The following is a 19,209-nucleotide window of genomic DNA, read 5'->3' on the forward strand; positions in this document are numbered from 1 at the left end:
CCCATGCCGGACGAGACCGAACTGCAGACCGCAAGCAACATCGCCGTCACCTTGGCCTGGGCGGCCGGAGCAATTGCCGCCGTATACGTCTTCGGGGTGGTGTTGACCTGGCTGATGGCGCGGATCAGTCGCCGCAGCGGTCTGATCAAGGACATCGAGGTGCTCACCCGCAAGCCCGTGCGCCTGCTGCTGATGGTGCTCGCGGCGACGATCGCGGTCCGACGGACCTCCGACACCGCCGACTCGTGGCGCGGATGGGTGGATCACTGGTTGCTGATCCTGCTGATCGCCTCCATCACTTGGCTGCTCACAGGTCTGGTCCGCGTCGCCGAGCAGCGCATGATCGCCCGCTACGGCGGCGGCGGTGAGGAGATCTCAGACGCCGACCGGCTCTGGCGTCGAGTCCGGACACAGGTCACGGTGCTGCGCAGGCTCGCGATCGCCATCGTCGTCATCCTCGGCGGCGCCGCGATCCTGATGACGTTCCCGTCGTTCTCCGACATCGGCACCACGGTGTTCGCCTCCGCGGGGGTGTTGTCGGTGGTCGCCGGCCTGGCTGCGCAGACGTCGCTGGGCGCGGTGTTCGCCGGTATGCAGATCGCGTTCTCCGGCGCAATCCGCGTCGGCGACATCGTGCAGCTCGAGAACGGCCAGTGGTGGGGCCGCATCGAGGAGATCACGCTGACCTACGTCGTCGTACGAATCTGGGACGAACGCCGGCTGGTCCTGCCGTCCACCTACTTCACCACCGAGCCGTTCGAGAACTGGACCCGCAGCGCGACCGAGATCATGGGCGCCGTGGAGTTCGACGTGGATTTCAACGTCCCGTTCAACGACATGCGCGCCGAGTTGGACCGCCTACTCGCCGAGAGTGACCTCTGGGACGGCCGGCGCGGCGTGTTGCAGGTGACCGACGCGGTCGGCGGTGTGGTGCGAGTGCGGATCGTCGTCAGCGCGCACAACGCGGGCGCGCTGTTCGACCTTCAGTGCGCGGTGCGCGAAGGGCTGGTCGACTGGGTGCAGCGCACCGGCGGCGTGGTGCCCATCCAGCGCATCGAACCCGCGGCGCCCGCCCCGGAAGCGCAGACCGACCGCGAAGTCGCCGGCGAGACCAAGCGCGTCGCGGCGGGGATGTTCTCGGGCAGTCCCGAAGCCGAGGAACGCGCCAAGGCGTTCGATCACACCATCGAGTGCGAGGACGACGAGCTCGTGCGGTCCAACGGCAGCCGCTGAGCCTGGACTGTCCGACCTCTAGTCGTCGTTGTCGAGTTCGGCCGCGACCTCGTCGGGGATGTCGATGTTGGTGTAGACGTCCTGGACGTCGTCGAGATCCTCGAGCGCGTCGACCAGCTTCATGATCTTGCGCGCGCCGTCGGCGTCCAGCGGCACGCTGACCGACGGCTCGAAACCGGCCTCGGCCGACTCGTAGTCGATGCCGGCGTCCTGCAGAGCGGTGCGCACCGCGACGAGATCACTTGGCTCGCAGAGGATCTCGAAAGAGTCGCCGAGATCGTTGACGTCTTCGGCCCCGGCTTCGAGCACTGCCATCAGCACATCGTCCTCGGTGAGGCCGTTCTTCTCCAGCGTGATGACGCCCTTGCGGGAGAACAGGTAGGACACCGATCCGGGGTCGGCCATGTTGCCGCCGTTGCGGGTCATCGCGACGCGGACCTCTCCGGCCGCTCGATTGCGGTTGTCGGTGAGGCATTCGATCAGCACCGCGACGCCGTTGGGGCCGTAGCCCTCATAGGTGATGTTCTGGTATTCGGCGCCGCCGGCTTCCTCGCCGCTGCCGCGCTTGCGGGCCCTTTCGATGTTGTCGTTGGGCACCGACGACTTCTTGGCCTTCTGGATCGCGTCGTACAGCGTGGGGTTGCCCGCCGGGTCGCCGCCGCCCACGCGGGCCGCGACCTCGACGTTTTTGATCAATTTGGCGAACATCTTGCCGCGGCGGGCATCGATGACGGCTTTCTTGTGCTTGGTGGTGGCCCACTTGGAATGGCCGCTCATGCAGGTAGTACCTCTCCGTGCGCTGTTGGTGCGCCAAGTTCGTGTGCAGAGTCCGCCCGACGAGTCTACGTGGACGTTTGCGCCCTACCGAACAGCGTCGGGCGACGTCAGCGCGACGACGCGGTAGTCCACCGCGGCCGGCCAACCCAGGTGACCCTGAACGTGCAATTGGAGCCACGTCGGGGCGCCCGACGGGTCGTCGGTGAACGTCGCCGCGGCGTCGACGATCGCCCCCGTCTCCCCCGCGGCCCGCAGGACAACCGAGATGGACAGGGTCGGACTGCCCAGCGTGGCCCGGTCGTACGCGAGGCTGTCCGGAATGAAGAACGACACCGAGAAGTTCGGCGTGCGGATGCCCTTCGGTGTGTTCGCCGGTCGGCGCAGCACGAGGCCCGACACGATGGGCTTGCCGTCGAACCAGGCGGTTCCGACGTATTCGGTGCGCCGCACGTCGCCGCCGCTCGCGAGCCGCACGATCGTGTCGATGCGCGGCTGCGGCTCCACTTCGACCATCGTCATGTGAGTTCCCGGGACTCAGCAGTGCTGTTACCTCGGACACAGTACTTCGCAGCTATCTTACTCCGGAGTAAGATATTGCTTCATGTCCTTCTCGCTGGAGCTCTCGCCCGATCTCGTTCACATCCGTGACTGGGTGCACGATTTCGCCGCCGACGTCATCAGGCCCGCCGCCGCCGAGTGGGACGAACGCGAAGAGACGCCGTGGCCGATCATTCAGGAGGCCGCGAAGGTCGGGTTGTACTCGATGGAGATGTTCGCCGAGCAGGCCGCAGAACCGTCCGGCCTCGGCATGCTGGTGGTGTTCGAGGAAATGTTCTGGGGCGACGCGGGCATCGCATTGTCCATCCTGGGCACCGGCCTCGCGGCGGCGTCGCTGGCCGCCAACGGAACTCCCGAGCAGATGGCCGAATGGCTGCCGCAGATGTTCGGCAGCGTCAACGAGCCGAAAGTGGCGTCGTTCTGTTCGTCTGAACCGGGCGCCGGTTCCGACGTCGGCGCCATCCTCACCCGCGCCCGCTACGACGAGGCCAAGGACGAGTGGGTGCTCAACGGTGTGAAGACCTGGGCCACCAACGGCGGAATCGCCGAGGTGCACATCGTGGTCGCCTCGGTGTATCCCGAACTCGGCACGCGCGGGCAGGCGACGTTCATCATCCCGCCGAACACGCCCGGTTTCCGGCAGGGGCAGAAGTTCCTCAAGCACGGCATCCGCGCTTCGCACACCGCCGAGGTGGTACTCGAGGATGTGCGCATCCCCGGCGGGTTGATCGTCGGCGGCAGAGACAAGTTCGAGGAACGCATTGCGCGGGTGCGCGACGGCAAGAAGGCCAAGGGGCAGGCGGCGCTGGCGACGTTCGAGCGCACGCGCCCCAGCGTCGGCGCGATGGCGGTCGGCGTGGCCCGCGCGGCCTACGAGTACGCCCTCGACTACGCCCGCCAACGTGAGCAGTTCGGCCGCAAGATCGGCGAATTCCAGGCGATCGCATTCAAGTTGGCCGATATGAAGGCCCGCGTCGACGCCGCCCGGATGTTGGTGTGGCGTGCCGGCTGGATGGCGCGCAACGGCAAGCCGTTCGACAACGCCGAGGGCTCGATGGCCAAGCTGGTCGCGAGCGAGACCGCGGTGTACGTCACCGACGAGGCGATCCAGATCCTCGGGGGCAACGGTTACACCCGCGAGTATCCGGTCGAACGGATGCACCGCGACGCCAAGATCTTCACGATCTTCGAGGGCACCAGCGAGATTCAGCGCCTGGTGATCGGTCGCGCGGTCACCGGCCTCGAGATCCGCTAGCCCTCCGGCGATTTGTGGAGTGTTAGCAGCGCTCACCGCCGGTGCGGCTCCACAAATCGCGTCTTAGAGCATGTCGACGAATAGCTTGTGGATGCGGCGGTCGCCGGTCATCTCCGGATGAAAGGCCGTCGCCAGCCGCTTGCCCTGGCGCACCGCGACGATGTGCCCCGCCGCCTCGCCGAGCACCTCGACCCCGGGACCGACACGTTCCACCCACGGCGCCCGAATGAACACCGCGTGCACTCGGCCGTCGACGCCGCCGAGCTCGATGTCGTCCTCGAACGAATCCACTTGACGGCCAAACGCGTTGCGCCGCACCGTCATATCGATGCCCTTCAACGGGATGGCTTCCCGGCCGGGCGCCCCGGCGTCCAGGATCTCCGATGCGAGCAGGATCATGCCCGCGCACGATCCGTAGGCCGGCATCCCGTCAGCCAATCGCGACCGCAGCGGCTCCAGCAGGTCGAGTTCGCGCAGCAGGTGGCTCATCGCGGTGGACTCCCCGCCGGGGATCACCAACGCGTCGACGGCCTCCAGTTCCCGCACCCGCCGCACGGTCGACGCCTCCGCGCCTGCTTCGCGCAGCGCGGCCACATGCTCGCGAGTGTCCCCCTGCAGCGCCAGCACGCCGACGTGTCGACCGCTCACGGCAGGTAGTCGCGCTTGTAGCGGGTGAGCCCCTCCTGCATGACCGCCGCCACCATCTCGCCGTACTGGTTGAAGATCTTGCCCTGGCACAGCGAGCGGCCGCCCGACGCCGACGGCGACGACTGGTCGTAGAGCAGCCATTCGTCCGCGCGGAACTGGCGCATGAACCACATCGCGTGATCCAGCGAGGCCACCTGCAGATGCCGGCGTTTGTCGGCGTGATGCACCTGCGCCGAACCCAGCAGGGTGAGGTCGCTCATGTAGGCCAACGCGCAGATGTGCAGCACGTAATCGTCGGGCAGCGGGTCCCGGTGCCTGAACCACACCTGCTGCTGAGAAGCCTTGCCGGGCAGCAGCGTCATCTTCTCCTGCGGAACAATGCGGACGTCCCACTCGGCGAACTGGTTGAAGCCCGCGTCGTCGAACGCCTTGATCTCGGTCAGCCCCGGGCAGTCGTCGGGCGGCGGCGCCACGGGCATCGCGTCCTGGTGCTCGATTCCGCTCTGGTCGGTCTGGAAGGACGCCGACATCGAGAAGATCGTCTCGCCGTGCTGAATGGCGTTGACGCGGCGCGTGATGAAGGAGCCGCCGTCGCGCAGCCGCTCGACGATGTACACCGTGGTCGCCTTGGCATCGCCCGGCCGAAGGAAGTATCCGTGCAACGAATGCACCTGGAACTTCGGATCGACCGTGCGGACCGCCGAAACCAGTGACTGACCGGCGACGTGTCCGCCGAAAGTCCGTTGCAGGAAACCGGATTCGGGGCTGAAGACGCTGCCGCGGTAGATGTTGACCTCGAGCTGCTCGAGGTCGAGGATCTGTTCGATCGCCATCTAGGAAGTCTTACCAGCCTCGCTCCGCGAGCCGGTGTGGGGCTGCGACGTCCTCGACGTTGATGCCCACCATGGGTTCGCCCAGGCCGCGCGACACCTTGGCCAGCACGTCGGGGTCGTCGTAGAACGTGGTCGCCTTGACGATTGCGGCGGCGCGCGCGGCGGGGTCACCGGATTTGAAGATGCCCGAGCCGACGAACACGCCTTCGGCGCCCAGTTGCATCATCATCGCCGCGTCGGCCGGAGTCGCGATGCCGCCCGCGGTGAACAGCGTCACCGGCAGCTTGCCGGCCCGCGCCACCTCGACGACGAGGTCGTACGGCGCCTGCAGTTCCTTTGCCGCGACGTACAACTCGTCTTCGGACAACGACGTCAGCCGACGGATCTCGCCGCCGATCTGACGCGTGTGCGTGGTCGCGTTCGACACGTCGCCGGTGCCGGCCTCGCCCTTGGAGCGGATCATCGCCGCGCCCTCGGTGATGCGCCGTAGCGCTTCGCCCAGGTTGGTCGCACCGCACACGAACGGCACGGTGAACTTCCACTTGTCGATGTGATGGGTGTAGTCGGCGGGGGTGAGCACCTCGGACTCGTCGATGTAGTCGACGCCGAGGCTCTGCAGGATCTGGGCTTCCACGAAGTGGCCGATACGAACCTTGGCCATCACCGGGATGGTGACCGCGGAGATGATGCCCTCGATGAGATCGGGATCGCTCATCCGCGCGACGCCGCCCTGGGCGCGAATGTCGGCGGGCACCCGTTCCAGTGCCATGACCGCCACCGCACCGGCGCCCTCGGCGATGCGCGCCTGCTCCGGGGTGACGACGTCCATGATGACGCCGCCCTTGAGCATCTCCGCCATGCCGCGCTTCACCCGGGCGGTTCCGGTCTGGGTCACCGGCCCATTGTTAGGTGCGGTATCCACTGCTATCTCCTCCGAATCGCTACTGATCCAGTCTAAACGCGGTCGCAAATGTATTGATTCCGCAAGTCAGCGGATCGATTGCAACTGCTGGCGCGGACCGCCCCCGCGCGCGTCGGCGAACGCATTGGCGTCTTTCAGCAGTTCGCCGAGTTGCAGCGGGTAGACGGTTTCGCCATTGGCGACCAGCTCTTGGATCATTGTCTCATCACACCAACGGTGGCCGTGAATCGTGCGCCGTTCCAGGGCGGTGTGGCCTCCCGTCGTCGGCTCGAACCGGATGGTGCGGTGCACGAAGAACAACTCTTCGCTGCGGATCACGGCGCCGTCGAACTCGAACACCGCCTGACGCCGCCACAGCGGCCCGACGAGGTCGGCGGCGGCCACCTGTAAGCCGGTCTCCTCCCCGATCTCTCGCGCCGCGGCATCGGCCAGGCTCTCCCCCGGCTCCACCGCGCCACCGACGGTGAACCACCAGCGCGGGGCGTCGACCATCGAGGGATCCGAGCCACTGAGCAGCAGCACCGCGCCGGCCTCATCGAGCAGCACCACCCGCGCCGACGTGCGCCAGCTCACCGGCGGCCGACCTCCGGTGCCGTTTCGGGCCGCTCGACGATCTCGAAATACGTTGGCAGCGCCGCGGTTCCGCCGAGCCGCAAGATCCGCACCGCACGTCGCTCGCGCAGCGCAAGGGTGTCGCGCACCGCATCGTTGTGAAAGCGGCGGGCCAGCACCACCCGCGCTTCCGCGTCGGCCAGTTCGGTGATCAGCGGCTGCGGCAGCGACGCCGGGTCCACGATCGCCAGGGCAGCCGACAGTTCGTTCTCGGCGGCCTCCCGCGCAGCCCGCGGGGCCCGCTCGGCCGCGTCGGCCAGTACCGCCAGCCGCTTCCCTTCCGAACCGTCCCCGTAGGCGTCGACGGCGACCGCCCGGGCGACGACGGCACGGCGGGCCAATGCGCCGTCGAGCGCCTGCCAGGACAGGTCGTAACGGACATGCAGCCGGTCCAGCCGGTTAGCGGTCTGCAACGCCCACCCGCCGATCGCCAGGATGACGACGAGCAGCACCGCAAGCGTGATCACCACGATCCAGGTGATCACCGGACGCCTCCGGTCGCCTTCCCTGTCCTCGCCGTCCGCGCTGCCCTCGCGGCCTTGGCGCTGCTGCCACTGTCACCGCCGGCCACCCTCACCTTGGCCCCGGATCCGGAGACGGTCTCGTACACCCGCATGATCTGCCGGGCCACCACCGACCAGTCGTAGCGTCGGACCGCTTTCGTCGCGGCCTCGATGTAGCGCTCGCGCAGCCCGTCGTCGGCCAGCATCTCGATCAGCCCGTCGGCCAATGCCGACGCATCGTCGACCGGGACCAGGCGCCCGGCCACCCCGTCGGCGAGTACCCGCCGAAACGCGTCAAGGTCGCTGGCCACCACCGCGGTGCCCGCAGCCATCGCCTCGACGAGGACGATGCCGAAACTCTCACCGCCGGTGTGCGGCGCGCAGTACACATCGGCGCTGCGCATCGCCGAGGCCTTGGCCGCATCATCGACCTGACCGAGAAAGCGTAGATGGGTGGCCAGGTCACCGGCATCGTCGCGCAGCTCGTCCTCGTCACCGCGGCCGACGACCAGGACCTCGACGTCGGGGAACCGCTTCACCAGCTTCGGCAGCGCGCGAAGCAGCACGGCCATGCCCTTGCGGGGTTCGTCGAAGCGGCCCAGAAACAGCACCGATTTGCCCGCACGCGGGTAGCCGTCGAGCAGCGGCGCGGACGCGAACGACGCCACGTCGACGCCGTTGGGGATCTCGACCGCGTCACTGCCCAACGCCTCCATCTGCCAGCGCCGAGCGAGGTCCGACACCGCGATGCGGCCGACGATCTTCTCGTGCATGGGCCGCAGGATCGGCTCGAACACGGTGAGCGTCAACGATTTCGTCGTCGAGGTGTGGAACGTCGCGACGATCGGGCCCTCGGCGATGTTGAGCGCAAGCATCGACAGGCTCGGCGCGTTGGGCTCGTGCAGATGCAGCACATCGAAGTCGCCGTCGGCTAACCACCGCTTGACCATGCGATGCGTGGCGGGCCCGAACCGCAGCCGCGCGACCGATCCGTTGTACGGGATCGGCACGGCCTTGCCGCCCGAAACCACATAGTCGGGCAACGCCATTCCCGGCGAGGAGGGCGCGAGCACGCTGACGTCGTGGCCGCGGTCGTGCATCACCGCGGCGAGCTGAAGCACATGCGACTGCACGCCGCCGGGCACGTCGAACGAATAGGGGCAGACCATGCCGATGCGCACTAGCCGGCCTCCAGTTTCGCGCGCCGGGCCGCGGGCAGGTCGGCCAGCCACTGCGGTTGCATCATGTGCCAGTCGGCCGGGTGCGTGGCGATGTTGCGGGCGAACCGGTCCGCCAGCGCCTGGGTGATGACGGTGACGTCGCCGGAGGACGTGTCGACTTCGGGATACACCCGCATGCCCCAGCCGTCGCGCTCGTACCAGCAGTGCACCGGAAACAGCGCCGCGCCGGTGGCGATCGCGAGCTTGGCCGGGCCCGCCGGCATACGGGTGGGCTCGCCGAAGAAGTTCACCTGCACCCCGCTGCGGCTCAGGTCGCGGTCGGCCATCAAGCAGACGGGCCGGTTGTCGCGCAGGCGGTCGGCGAGCACCTCGAACGGCGGCCGGTCGCCACCGGTCAGCGGAACGACCTCGAAGCCGAGGCCTTCCCGGTACGCGACGAACCGGTTGTACAACGACTCCGGCTTGAGCCGTTCGGCGACAGTGGTGAAGGTGCCGTAGTTCTGCGCCAGCCACACCCCGGCCATGTCCCAGTTACCGCTGTGCGGCAATGCCAGGACCGCACCGCGGCCTGCGTCCAGGGCGGCCCACAGGCGCTCGATATCGTCCACGACGAGTTCGCGGCCGAGCGCCTCATGGTCCATCGTCGGCAACCGAAACGCCTCCCGCCAGTATCGGGCGTACGAGGCCAGCGAATCACGAATCAGCGCGTCAGGCACCTGTTCGGGTGGTACGCCGATGACACGGGCCAGGTTCTTGCGCAATTGAGCCGGCCCGCCTCCGCGCGCCGCGTAGAGCGCCCCGGCGTCGAAAGCGTTGCGCGCCACGAATTCCGGCATCGCCCGGACCAGCCGCCAGCCCGCGGCGTACCCCCAGTCGGTGATCCAGCCACCCAACGGGTTAGCGAATACCGCCGTCGGCCCGGAGGGTGTGCTGGTCACGGTTCGTTCGCCTCGGTCTCGTCCTCGGTGCCCGACCCGCCGGGCTTGGTGATCTTGTCCATCGCGCCCGGCGACGTACGCACGCTGTGCACCCGCTGGCCCAGCGTGACCAGGCTGGTCACCGCGAGCGTCCACATCGCGACGTGCAGCAGCCACACCACGCCGAACAACCCGGACAGCCCGGCCCCGACCAGCACGATGATCAGCCGCTCCGGTCGCTCGATCAAACCGCCCTCCGCGGACAGTCCGCTGGCTTCGGCGCGCGCCTTGATGTAGGAGATGACTTGCGACGTCACCAGGCAGATCGCCGTCGCGACCACCAGCGACGTGCTCCGCAGTCCGAAGGCGGCCCACCACAGCAGTCCGCAGAAGATGGCGCCGTCGCTGATCCGGTCGCAGGTGGCGTCCAATACGGCGCCGAAACGGGTGCCACCACCACGCTGACGGGCCATCGCGCCGTCGAGCATGTCGGCGAGTACGAAGAACCACACGGCGACCGAGCCCCACCACAGCTGGCCGATCGGGTACAGCGTCAGCGCGCCCAGCACCGAACCCGCGGTGCCCAGGATCGTGATGCTGTCGGGTGTGAATCCGGCCCGTAGTGCGCCTTTGGCGATGGGCGTGCTGAGCTTCTCGTACGCCGCGCGCGTCATCAGGTAGAAGTTGCTCACCGCTGTTTCGCCCACTCCGTCGCCAGCAGTTCACGGGTCTCGCGCAGCAACTGCGGCACCGCTTTCGAGCCGCCGATGATCGTGATGAAGTTCGCGTCCCCGCTCCAGCGCGGGACCACGTGCATGTGTAGATGGTCGGCGAGCGAGCCGCCCGCCGACTGACCCAGGTTGAGCCCGACGTTGAAGCCGTGCGGCCGGGAAACCGACTTGATCACCCGAATCAGTTTCTGCGTGAACGAGATCAGCTCAAAACTCTCATCGGGGTTGAGGTCCTCCAGCTCGGAGACCCGCCGGTAGGGCACCACCATCGAGTGCCCCGGGTTGTAGGGGTACAGGTTGAGCACGATGTAGACAGACTCACCGCGCGCGACGACCAGGCCTTCCTCGTCGGGCATCGTGGGGATGTCGGTGAACGGCTGGGTGGATTTCCCTGATCCCGCCGATCCGGCCTTCATCGGCGACTCGGCGATGTAGCTCATCCGGTGTGGTGTCCACAGCCGTTGCAGGTGGTCGGGTTCACCGACGCCGCGGTCGATTATGGTCCGCTCTTCGCGTTCTTCGCGGCTCACTTCGACGCGCCCACCTCGAGCAGTTCTGCGGTGGGAGCGGCGTTCTGCCGGCTCGCGATCCAGTCGGCGATCGCGGCGACGGCCTCCTCTCGCGGCACGCCGTTGAGCTGGCTGCGGTCACCGAAGCGGAAGCTGACGGCGTCGGCCTCGACGTCGCGGTCCCCCGCCACCAACATGAACGGCACCTTCTGGTTGGTGTGGTTGACGATCTTCTTGGCCATCCGGTCGTCGCTGGCGTCCACCTCGGCCCGGATACCTTTCATCTTCAGTTGTGTCGCAAGGCCGTTCAGATACGGGACGTGGTCGTCGGCGACCGGGATGCCGACCACCTGCACGGGCGCCAACCAGGCGGGGAACGCACCGGCGTAGTGCTCGGTGAGGATTCCGAAGAAGCGCTCGATCGACCCGAACAACGCGCGGTGGATCATCACCGGCCGCTGCCGCGACCCGTCGGCCGCGGTGTACTCCAGCTCGAAGCGCTCCGGGAAATTGAAGTCCAGCTGGATCGTCGACATCTGCCAGCTGCGGCCGAGCGCGTCTTTGACCTGTACGGAGATCTTGGGGCCGTAGAAGGCCGCGCCGCCGGGGTCGGGCACGAGCTCCAGTCCCGACGCGGCACCCACCTCGGCCAGCACGTTGGTGGCCTCCTCCCACAGCTCGTCGGAGCCGACGAACTTCTTGGGGTCTTTGGTCGAGAGCTCCAGGTGGAAGTCGGTCAGGCCGTAGTCGCCGAGCAGGTCGAGCACGAAGCGCAGCAGGGAGGCCAACTCGCCACGCATCTGGTCACGCGTGCAGTAGATGTGCGCATCGTCCATCGTCAGCCCGCGCACCCGGGTCAACCCGTGCACGACGCCCGACAGCTCGTAGCGGTAGACGGTGCCGAACTCGAAGAGCCGCAATGGAAGTTCGCGATACGACCGCCCGCGCGATCGGAAGATCAGGCAGTGCATCGGGCAGTTCATCGGCTTGAGGTAGTAATCCTGGCCAGGCTTGCGCACGGTGCCGTCGGGATTGAGCTCGGCGTCGAGGTGCATCGGCGGGAACATGCCGTCGGCGTACCAGTCGAGGTGCCCGGAGATCTTGAACAGCTCCGCCTTGGTGATGTGCGGGGTGTTGACGAACTGGTAGCCGGCCTCGGTGTGCTTGCGTCGCGAATAATCCTCGAGCTCGCGGCGGATGATCCCGCCCTTGGGATGGAAAACCGCCAGCCCCGAACCGATCTCGTCTGGGAAGCTGAACAGGTCGAGTTCGGCGCCGAGCTTGCGGTGGTCGCGCCGCTGCGCCTCTTCGATGAACTCGAGGTGCTTGTCGAGGGCTTCCTGCGACTCCCACGCCGTGCCGTAGATGCGCTGCAGGCTCGCGTTGTCCTGATTGCCGCGCCAGTACGCCGCCGAACTACGGGTGAGTTTGAACGCCGGGATGTATTTCGTCGTCGGGATGTGCGGCCCGCGGCACAAATCGCCCCACTCCCGTTCGCGCGTGCGGGGATTGAGGTTGTCGTATGCGGTCAGCTCGTCGCCCCCGACCTCCATGACGTCGGGGTCGCCGGACTTGTCGTCGACCAGCTCGAGCTTGTAGGGCTCGTCGGCGAGTTCTTGGCGCGCTTGGTCTTTGGACTCGTAGACGCGCCGGGAGAACAGCTGGCCTTCCTTGACGATCTGGCGCATTCGCTTCTCCAGCGCGGCCAGGTCCTCGGGCGTGAACGCGCGTTCCACGTCGAAGTCGTAGTAGAACCCGTCGGTGATCGGCGGTCCGATGCCGAGCTTCGCCTCGGGAAACAGGTCCTGCACGGCTTGGGCCAGCACGTGGGCGGTCGAGTGCCGGATGACGCTGCGACCGTCGTCGGTGTCGGCGGCCACCGGAGTCACCTCGACGTCGGCGTCGGGTGCCCACGACAGGTCGTGTAACCGCCCCTCGGCGTCGCGGACCACCACGATCGCGTCGGGCGCCCCCCTACTCGGCAGCCCCGCCTCGCGGACCGCCTCGCCCGCGGTGGTCCCTGCAGCGACCCGGATCGGGGCTGCGGGGGCGGGGCGGGCGGCGGCGCTCATCGGGGGCTCTCCAGTTTCGTTGTCAACAGAGTCGAGGACGCGACCATGCTATCGGGGTGAGTCGTCAGTCTCCGATGCCGATCGGACTGTTCAGCCACTCGTGTTCGAACCCGACGAATTCGGCGGACCAGTCGAGTGCGCCCAGCAACCACAGTGTCAGCGCAACGACGAGCGCGGTGAACACGCCGCCGAGAATCTGCACGACGGCGTGCTGGCGGTGAAACCAGTCCATCACTTTGTCGTAACGCTCCTTGGCGTAGGCCAGCAGTCGTCGGGCCCAGTCGAACTCGGTGGCCAGGATGCCCAGCCCGATGAACACGATCGCCCACCCCGGCCCCGGATACGGGATGGCGAGGATGCCCGCGCCCAGCACGATCAGGCCCACGACCCCGACGACGATGCGGTAGACGAACTCCGCTCGGCGACGTTCGCGCAGCCGATCGCGCCAGCGTGCCCAGCGTCGTTTGACCTCGGGGCCGTTCACGGCTGCCCCGGCTTGAGCTTGACGAACAGCGCATGCGCTTCGGCGAGAACCGTGTCGGCGTCCAGCAGCCGCCCGGAGACGAAGATCTTGCGGCCCTCGATCCTGTCGATGCCGGCGACGACCTGGAACTGCTTTTCGACGTGTGCGATCTTGCGGTAGTCGACGTGCAGGAACGCGGTCCGCTGTGCCCTGCTGCCGCTCAGTTTGAACGCGGTGAAGCCGAGCAGCGAGTCGAACAGCATCGCGACCGCACCGCCGTGCGCGGCGCCGTTGCGGCCGAGGTGGAAGCGGCGGAACTCCGCGGTGCCGACGATGCGCCGGTCATCGGTGACGTGCACGTCCAGCGGCACCGCCAGGACGTTGCCGCGGTTCGGCAGGTCCATCCGCCGGCCGGAGGGCGAGGCCCACTCGTCGGCGTAATAGGGCGCAAGCAGCTGCGACACCTTCTCGATCTGGTCCGCGGCTTCGGTGATCACCTCGTCGGGAGCGTCGGCCGCGCGCGCATGGTCCTGCAGCGTGCGGACGGCTTCGATGAAGCGTCCGTAGTCGGGTCCTCCGCGCTCGGTGGGGACGGGCGGATTGAAGCCCCCACCGGGCTCCGCCGCGACAGGCTGCTCAAAGGTCACCGGACCACCGTATTGCCTCGCTCGGTCGCCGGCCGCTCCGGCGTTGCTCATGGTCACCGCACGACGGTACGGCGACGATGACAAGGTAGCCGGATGAAGCTGAGCGATCTCGCCACGCTGCCGCTCACCTATCTTGAGGTGGGCGCCACCGCGCACGTGCTGCCGTCCGGGTATCACCACGTGCACAAGACCGCCGTCATCGGCCGCGGCCGAAGCCGCTTCGAGGAGGCCGCCGCGGCGGGCATGCGATGGGGCATGCTGCGCGGTGCCGGAGTACGCGTGGAAGCGACGACGGAAGTCGCGGAGGTCGGATCCGAAGTGATCGTGCACCTCGGTCCGATCGGGGCGCCGTGCCGCGTGGTGTACGTCGTCGACGAACCCGACCGTCGGGGGTTCGCTTACGGCACCCTGCCCGGCCACGCAGAGTCGGGCGAGGAGCTGTTCCTGGTGCGCTACGACCCGGCATCGGAGCAGGTGTCGGCCGTGGTGACGGCCTTTTCCCGGCACGCGACCTGGTGGAGTCGCCTGGGGTCGCCGGTGACGTCGCTGGTGCAGCGGGTCGTCACCGAGCGGTACCTGCGGGCGCTGTAACGGATGTAGATCTGCGGTGTAGGCCTTACTCTGCACTGACGGTTTCTTGCGTCGCCGATAATTCCCGCCCGAACGCAGGATCAACCGCGGGCTCGTGCGCGTAGCCTTGAACGACTGGAAGAAGGACCTCAGATGGTGATGGCGAACGAACCCGACGAGCGCGAGGGCACGCACTTGCGCATCGCCGAACTTGTGCGCGGCCTCTACAACCGGCCCGACGCCGACACGGTGATCGCCGAGCTGGCCGAACATGCGGCCGTCGAGATCCCCGGCGCCCAGTACGCCGGCATCACCATCACCCGCAAGTCCAAGAGCGTCGAGACCCCCGCGGCGACCCACCTGTACCCGATGCTGTTGGACAAGATCCAGCAGCGCCATCAGGAGGGCCCGTGCCTGACCGCGGCGTGGGAGAAGAAGATCGTCTACGTCGCCGACCTCGAAACTGACGACCGGTTTCCGAACTATCGCCGAGATGCCCTCGCGGAGACGCCGATTCGGTCGATCATGGCGTTTCAGCTTTTCATCGAGGGTGAGACGATGGGTGCGCTCAACGTCTACTCGGAGGAGCACGACTCTTTCGGCGACGAATCCAGAAGCATCGGAATGGTTTTCGCGGCGCATTCTTCGGTGGCGTGGAACGCGGCACGTCGCGACGAACAGTTCAGACAGGCCTTGGCCAGCCGCGACACCATCGGCCAGGCGAAGGGCATGATCATGGAGCGCTACGGCGTCGACGCCGTTCAGGCGTTCGACCTGCTGCGCAAGCTGTCTCAGGACTCCAACGTGCCGCTGATCAAGATTGCGACGGAGTTCGTGGAGAACGCCAAGGCCTGAGAGCCTGGTTAGCCCACGAGGTCGAGCTGTTTGTTCAACCAGTCCAGGACCGGCGGCGCGACGTCATCGACCGCGGACTGCGCGATGATCCAGTGCGGCAAGCCGGGATGGACCTGATGCTCCGCGTTGTAGCGTGCCGCGATCCGTCGTGAGATCCATTGTGCGACATTTCGATCAGCACCCGCGCTGACACACAGCACGGGGCACGTGACGTCTCGGGCGCTCACCTTGGTGGACGACGCTCCCATCGACATCTCGCGGAAGACCCTGCCCGAGTCACGAACGAGTCGGGGCAGCAGATCGTCCTGTTCGGCCCGGTCGAGCGTGCTGAGCGGAACCTCCCGCATGGTGCGCTCGGACGGCAGGAACGGCTTGCCCGCGAGGATGCGCGGAAGCAGCGGGAACAGGTGTGGCAGGACGCGAAGTTGCGGCCAGAGCACGCCGGGCGGGATGGACGCCAGCAGCACCGCAGCACGAGGATCACGCGCTGCGGCGATCTTCTGAGCCAGCAGGCCGCCCATGCTGTGGCCGATGACGATCGGCGCGGCGTCCAGTTGGTCGTATGCCGCCAGCGCCACCCGGAAGCAGTCCTGGATGCCGGTGCGCGCCAGCACCTCGCCATTGGTCGGGTCACGCCCCGGCAGCACCGGCGCGTGGCATTCGAAGCCGGCGTTCTCGAGGAATCGGGTCCACGGCTGCACCAGTGACGGTCGACCGAACACGCCGTGCAGAAACAGAACGGGGGGCTTGGCCTTGTCCACTCGGGTCGGGGTCCTTCCGGTCGCGGTCGGCACGAAGCCTTGTCAACGGGCGATTACTCGAGGAACTTCCGGGTTTTCCGGTTCGACCCTCGGCCGTGGCACCTCGACGCTGTTCTGTTGCACGATAACCGGATCACCGACCTTCACGGTGTTGAAATACCACTCGGCGTCCTCGGGGCTGAGACTGATGCACCCGTGGCTGACGTTCTCGTAGCCGAGCGAATTGACCGCCCACGGTGCCGAATGCACGAAGATGCCGCGTCTGGTGATCCGGACGGCCCATTCGACGTCGAGCAGGTAACCGTCCTCCGAGTTGACCGGGATGCCGACGCTGCTCGAATCCATCATGACGTTGCGTTCCTTGGCCAATACGGTGAACGTGCCGACGGGCGTCGGATATTCGGGTCTTCCCATTGACGCCGGAAAAACGCCGGGCTTGCCGAAGTGTGGCCGGTGGTGTGGAGCAGGCAGGATCGAGGGCGGTCCCGCGTCGACGCCGTCAATCGTCACGGTGAACGTGTGTTCCGAGGTATTGGCAACACCGACGACCGCCGGACCCGTCGCGACGTTCGTCTTCAGGTTGCCTACGGAAAGCGCAATGGTGCTGTGCGCCGGCCAGAATCGGTCCGGCACCCATTGCACGGTCTCGTTGTCGAGCCATTCGAACTTGCCCGTCATGGCGGGCGTCGATGTGATGTCGAGAAACCGCTCGGCGGCGCGCTTGTCGACGACGGGCGTCTCGAAGGTCACCACGACGGGGTGCGCCACCCCGACGATCTGGCCTTCCGCGGGCAGGATGGAGGCGATGGCGATTCGCACCGACTGGCTGGCAGCTGCCGCGCCTTCGTCGGCCGGCCCGGCCACCACACAGGTAGCGACGACGACCGCGGCAAGAACACACCTGATGACCGCACGCAATCTTGGTGCCTCCCTTGAAATTACAACGATGTCAATAATGCTAAGGGAGCCGCGGCGGATTAAGTCCAAGTGTACGTAGGCAATTCGATTAAGTCTGCGTCACGTTTGGGCCACGGCCGACTGGACGAGCATTCTTCGGAGAGGTGAAGCTCGTTGTCCAGAAACGGATTTGGCCCGGCGGCTGGTCGTACTCGCCGCCGGGCCGAACCCGGGTGATTTGTCCTCAGCGCACCGTTAGCCCGCAGGACCGGGCGGTGTGGGCTGACCCGGCGCGGGCGCGCCCGGCCGCGGTGAGCCGACAGAGTCGCCCTTGCCGCCCTTACCGGCGGCGCCACCCATCGTGGTGAGTGGGGCGCCGGCTGCCACCGGAGCACCGGCCGCAATCGGCGGCACGACGGGCGGCGGCACCAGGGGCGGAGGCACGGCCGGTGGCACGAGCGGCGGGGGCACGATCGGCGGCACCAGCGGCGGCGGCACGACCGGTGGCGGCGCGACGGGCGGCGGACCGGGGAACGCCATCGGCACGCCGGCCATGTCGGTGAGCGGAGCGCACACCGCTCCGGGCGGTGCACCTGCAGGGGCTTCCCCAGTCGACGTCTGGACACATTCGTAGCCCCCGGCCAGCGCCGCCGGGCTCAACGCCATCGCCAACCCACACAATCCAGCCCCGATGGCTGCCGCGATGTTGACTCGTTCAAAGGTCGTCATCGACGTTGATCCCTTCATTCACGCTCGTACTTTCGTTCAACTGAGGCAGCAGAGGTGCATGCCGCATTGAAGTCGCGCCTCTGCGACCGCGTTAATATCAGCAGCGAACGGCCGGCGACGCACCACGCCGCACCGCACCGTTTCCAATTGGTGACCGGTTCGGAATGGTTGGACGACCGGGTGTCCCGCCGCCGGTGCCGCCGGCGCCCTGCCAATCGGTCTCACCTGCGGTTCTGTGTCGGGTCGACCGCTTCGTGCGCCCCGTCGCAGGTCTCGATGCATTCAAAGTCGACACGGGGTTTCGGGGCCGTTGACCACGGGCATCACTGTCGCGACAGGTCAGGACAAGTCAGAGGTTGGTATGTGATGACGGTGGAATCGAGGTCTACCGCAGACCCGTCGATCGGCGAACTGATGAGTCAGTTGTCGACGCAGACGTCGCGGCTGATTCGCGACGAGATGCGGTTGGCGCAAAAGGAATTTCAGGAATCAGCAAAGCACGCCGGAATCGGCGCGGGTTTGTTCAGCGTCGCGGGCTTGTTGGCCTTCTTCGGCGCGGCGACGTTGATCGCCGCGGCGGTGGCGGCGCTGTCCCTGGTGCTGGAGGTGTGGGCTGCGGCGCTGATCGTGGCGGCAGCGCTGTTCGTCGTCGCGGGTATCGCCGCGCTGATCGGACGCAAACAAGCTCGGGAGGTCACTCCCGCGGCTCCGAAGACCGTCGAGACGGTGAAAGCCGACATCCAGGAATTGAAGGACGCCCGTTCATGACCGCACCGGATTCACGTCCCGAACCAGGCCCGGAAGCGGGCGTTGACGATATTCAGGCCGACATCGAGCAGACCCGCAACGAACTCGGCGAGACGGTCGAGGCGCTGCAGGCCAAGTTGGATGTGAAAGGGCGCGCCAAGGACAAGGTCGACGAAACCAAGGAACGCGCCAAGGACAAGGCGACAGAGACGAAGGAGCGCGTCGTCGAGAAGGCGGACACGCTGCGGCATACGGCCACCGACAACCCGAAGCGGACGGTGCCCGTGGCGGCGGTCATCGCCATCCTTGCGGTGCTCGGGATCGTCGTCTGGCGTCGCCGCCGCTAGCCTTCCGACGGTCCGAACCGGAAGCGGCGGCCCGTGACCCTTGTCGGAAGTATGCGGACGTAGTGCTGTTTGACGTGCGAAGTCCACGACAGCAGTTGCGCCCGTTCGGCCTCCGCGAGGTCGTCGTCATCGCGCACCGGGCGGGCCACGCCCCGAACGACCACACTCCAGCCTTCGGCGACGTTGTGGTCGTCGGCTTCGAACACCACGTCGCGGTTGATCGCGGTGCTGACCAACTTGGTGCCATCGGCGGTGCGGAACAACAGCGTCCGACGCTGAACGACGAAGTTGACGGGGAAGATCTCCGGCTGGCCGTCGGCGCTGGTGACGAGTCGCCCCAACGACGCGCTGCCCAGCAGCTTCCAGCATTCGCTTTCCGGAAGTATCTCCCCGGGCTGGTTCACTTCAGACATGGTCACCCGCCGTCACCAGACCGATCACG

The 19,209-nt window shown here is 67.1% G+C and carries 22 protein-coding genes and 1 pseudogene; 6 read left to right on the forward strand and 17 right to left on the reverse strand.

Going from position 1 to position 19,209, the window contains the following annotated elements; translation table 11 throughout:
* Positions 1-3: 3 nt before the first annotated feature.
* A complete protein-coding gene (locus AU187_RS10490) occupies positions 4-1,233 on the forward strand; it encodes a mechanosensitive ion channel family protein (RefSeq protein ID WP_059099894.1) in 1,230 nt (409 codons plus the stop codon).
* An 18-nt stretch (positions 1,234-1,251) separates the two neighbouring features.
* Here AU187_RS10490 and AU187_RS10495 read toward each other — a convergent pair whose 3' ends face one another.
* On the reverse strand, positions 1,252-2,010 hold the full coding sequence (locus tag AU187_RS10495; RefSeq protein WP_059166676.1) for a YebC/PmpR family DNA-binding transcriptional regulator: 759 nt from the start codon (positions 2,008-2,010) through the stop codon (positions 1,252-1,254).
* An 84-nt stretch (positions 2,011-2,094) separates the two neighbouring features.
* Entirely contained in the window at positions 2,095-2,529 is a 435-nt protein-coding gene (locus tag AU187_RS10500; RefSeq protein ID WP_059166677.1) for a hypothetical protein, read from the reverse strand.
* A gap of 82 nt (positions 2,530-2,611) precedes the next feature.
* Here AU187_RS10500 and AU187_RS10505 point away from each other — a divergent pair, with 82 nt between their 5' ends.
* On the forward strand, positions 2,612-3,823 hold the full coding sequence (locus AU187_RS10505) for an acyl-CoA dehydrogenase family protein (RefSeq protein WP_059166678.1): 1,212 nt from the start codon (positions 2,612-2,614) through the stop codon (positions 3,821-3,823).
* A 63-nt stretch (positions 3,824-3,886) separates the two neighbouring features.
* Here the strand turns inward: AU187_RS10505 and pdxT are convergent, their stop codons facing one another.
* The 11 genes and pseudogenes from pdxT to AU187_RS10560 all read right to left on the reverse strand — a co-directional run bounded on the left by pdxT (position 3,887) and on the right by AU187_RS10560 (position 13,861).
* Entirely contained in the window at positions 3,887-4,471 is a 585-nt protein-coding gene (gene pdxT / locus AU187_RS10510) for a pyridoxal 5'-phosphate synthase glutaminase subunit PdxT (protein ID WP_059099890.1), read from the reverse strand.
* Positions 4,468-5,304 (reverse strand): acyl-CoA thioesterase II, encoded by an 837-nt coding sequence (gene tesB / locus AU187_RS10515; protein WP_059099889.1) that lies wholly within the window; start codon positions 5,302-5,304, stop codon positions 4,468-4,470. The genes pdxT and tesB overlap by 4 nt, the downstream gene beginning before the upstream one ends.
* A gap of 10 nt (positions 5,305-5,314) precedes the next feature.
* Positions 5,315-6,226 carry a pyridoxal 5'-phosphate synthase lyase subunit PdxS gene (gene pdxS, locus AU187_RS10520; RefSeq protein ID WP_082691801.1) on the reverse strand — a complete coding sequence of 304 codons (912 nt, stop codon included), beginning with the start codon at positions 6,224-6,226 and terminating at the stop codon, positions 5,315-5,317.
* 66 nt (positions 6,227-6,292) lie between these two features.
* A pseudogene (locus AU187_RS10525) lies at positions 6,293-7,323 on the reverse strand (NUDIX hydrolase).
* On the reverse strand, positions 7,320-8,522 hold the full coding sequence (locus tag AU187_RS10530) for a glycosyltransferase family 4 protein (RefSeq protein WP_059166680.1): 1,203 nt from the start codon (positions 8,520-8,522) through the stop codon (positions 7,320-7,322). Before AU187_RS10530 ends, AU187_RS10525 begins: the two are co-directional and overlap by 4 nt.
* Positions 8,522-9,460: a phosphatidylinositol mannoside acyltransferase gene (locus AU187_RS10535; RefSeq protein WP_059166681.1), complete on the reverse strand. Its 939-nt coding sequence runs from the start codon at positions 9,458-9,460 to the stop codon at positions 8,522-8,524. The genes AU187_RS10530 and AU187_RS10535 overlap by 1 nt, the downstream gene beginning before the upstream one ends.
* On the reverse strand, positions 9,457-10,131 hold the full coding sequence (gene pgsA, locus AU187_RS10540) for a phosphatidylinositol phosphate synthase (RefSeq protein ID WP_059100149.1): 675 nt from the start codon (positions 10,129-10,131) through the stop codon (positions 9,457-9,459). Before pgsA ends, AU187_RS10535 begins: the two co-directional genes overlap by 4 nt.
* The gene (locus AU187_RS10545; RefSeq protein WP_059099885.1) at positions 10,128-10,700 is read right to left on the reverse strand and encodes an ATP adenylyltransferase; all 573 of its coding nucleotides are present in this window, start codon (positions 10,698-10,700) and stop codon (positions 10,128-10,130) included. Before AU187_RS10545 ends, pgsA begins: the two co-directional genes overlap by 4 nt.
* On the reverse strand, positions 10,697-12,751 hold the full coding sequence (thrS, locus tag AU187_RS10550; protein ID WP_059099884.1) for a threonine--tRNA ligase: 2,055 nt from the start codon (positions 12,749-12,751) through the stop codon (positions 10,697-10,699). The genes AU187_RS10545 and thrS overlap by 4 nt, the downstream gene beginning before the upstream one ends.
* Positions 12,752-12,815: 64 nt before the next feature.
* Positions 12,816-13,235, reverse strand: coding sequence for a TIGR02611 family protein (locus AU187_RS10555; RefSeq protein WP_059099883.1), 420 nt, complete (start codon positions 13,233-13,235; stop codon positions 12,816-12,818).
* Entirely contained in the window at positions 13,232-13,861 is a 630-nt protein-coding gene (locus tag AU187_RS10560; RefSeq protein WP_059100148.1) for a PaaI family thioesterase, read from the reverse strand. Before AU187_RS10560 ends, AU187_RS10555 begins: the two co-directional genes overlap by 4 nt.
* A gap of 93 nt (positions 13,862-13,954) precedes the next feature.
* On the opposite strand from AU187_RS10560, the gene AU187_RS10565 reads away from it, so the two are divergent.
* Together AU187_RS10565 and AU187_RS10570 are read left to right on the forward strand one after the other, a co-directional pair.
* Entirely contained in the window at positions 13,955-14,452 is a 498-nt protein-coding gene (locus AU187_RS10565) for a DUF1990 domain-containing protein (protein WP_059099882.1), read from the forward strand.
* Between the two features lie 132 nt (positions 14,453-14,584).
* On the forward strand, positions 14,585-15,286 hold the full coding sequence (locus AU187_RS10570; protein ID WP_059099881.1) for a GAF and ANTAR domain-containing protein: 702 nt from the start codon (positions 14,585-14,587) through the stop codon (positions 15,284-15,286).
* Between the two features lie 8 nt (positions 15,287-15,294).
* Here the strand turns inward: AU187_RS10570 and AU187_RS10575 are convergent, their stop codons facing one another.
* From AU187_RS10575 to AU187_RS25415, 3 genes are all read right to left on the reverse strand, one after another.
* The gene (locus AU187_RS10575; RefSeq protein ID WP_059099880.1) at positions 15,295-16,047 is read right to left on the reverse strand and encodes an alpha/beta hydrolase; all 753 of its coding nucleotides are present in this window, start codon (positions 16,045-16,047) and stop codon (positions 15,295-15,297) included.
* A 42-nt stretch (positions 16,048-16,089) separates the two neighbouring features.
* Positions 16,090-16,965, reverse strand: coding sequence for a L,D-transpeptidase (locus AU187_RS10580; RefSeq protein WP_059099879.1), 876 nt, complete (start codon positions 16,963-16,965; stop codon positions 16,090-16,092).
* A 234-nt stretch (positions 16,966-17,199) separates the two neighbouring features.
* Complete coding sequence (locus AU187_RS25415) at positions 17,200-17,673, reverse strand: hypothetical protein (protein ID WP_059100147.1); 474 nt, start codon at positions 17,671-17,673, stop codon at positions 17,200-17,202.
* Between the two features lie 366 nt (positions 17,674-18,039).
* Between AU187_RS25415 and AU187_RS10590 the strand changes: the two genes are divergently transcribed.
* Positions 18,040-18,441: a phage holin family protein gene (locus AU187_RS10590; RefSeq protein WP_172800215.1), complete on the forward strand. Its 402-nt coding sequence runs from the start codon at positions 18,040-18,042 to the stop codon at positions 18,439-18,441.
* A complete protein-coding gene (locus tag AU187_RS10595; RefSeq protein WP_059099877.1) occupies positions 18,438-18,767 on the forward strand; it encodes a DUF3618 domain-containing protein in 330 nt (109 codons plus the stop codon). The genes AU187_RS10590 and AU187_RS10595 overlap by 4 nt, the downstream gene beginning before the upstream one ends.
* Here AU187_RS10595 and AU187_RS10600 read toward each other — a convergent pair.
* The gene (locus AU187_RS10600) at positions 18,764-19,180 is read right to left on the reverse strand and encodes a pyridoxamine 5'-phosphate oxidase family protein (protein WP_059100146.1); all 417 of its coding nucleotides are present in this window, start codon (positions 19,178-19,180) and stop codon (positions 18,764-18,766) included. The two genes, AU187_RS10595 and AU187_RS10600, sit on opposite strands and share 4 nt — an antisense overlap.
* Positions 19,181-19,209 lie beyond the last annotated feature (29 nt).

It is taken from the genome of Mycobacterium sp. IS-1556 (assembly GCF_001499985.1).
In the GTDB taxonomy this organism is placed as follows: Bacteria; Actinomycetota; Actinomycetes; order Mycobacteriales; family Mycobacteriaceae; genus Mycobacterium.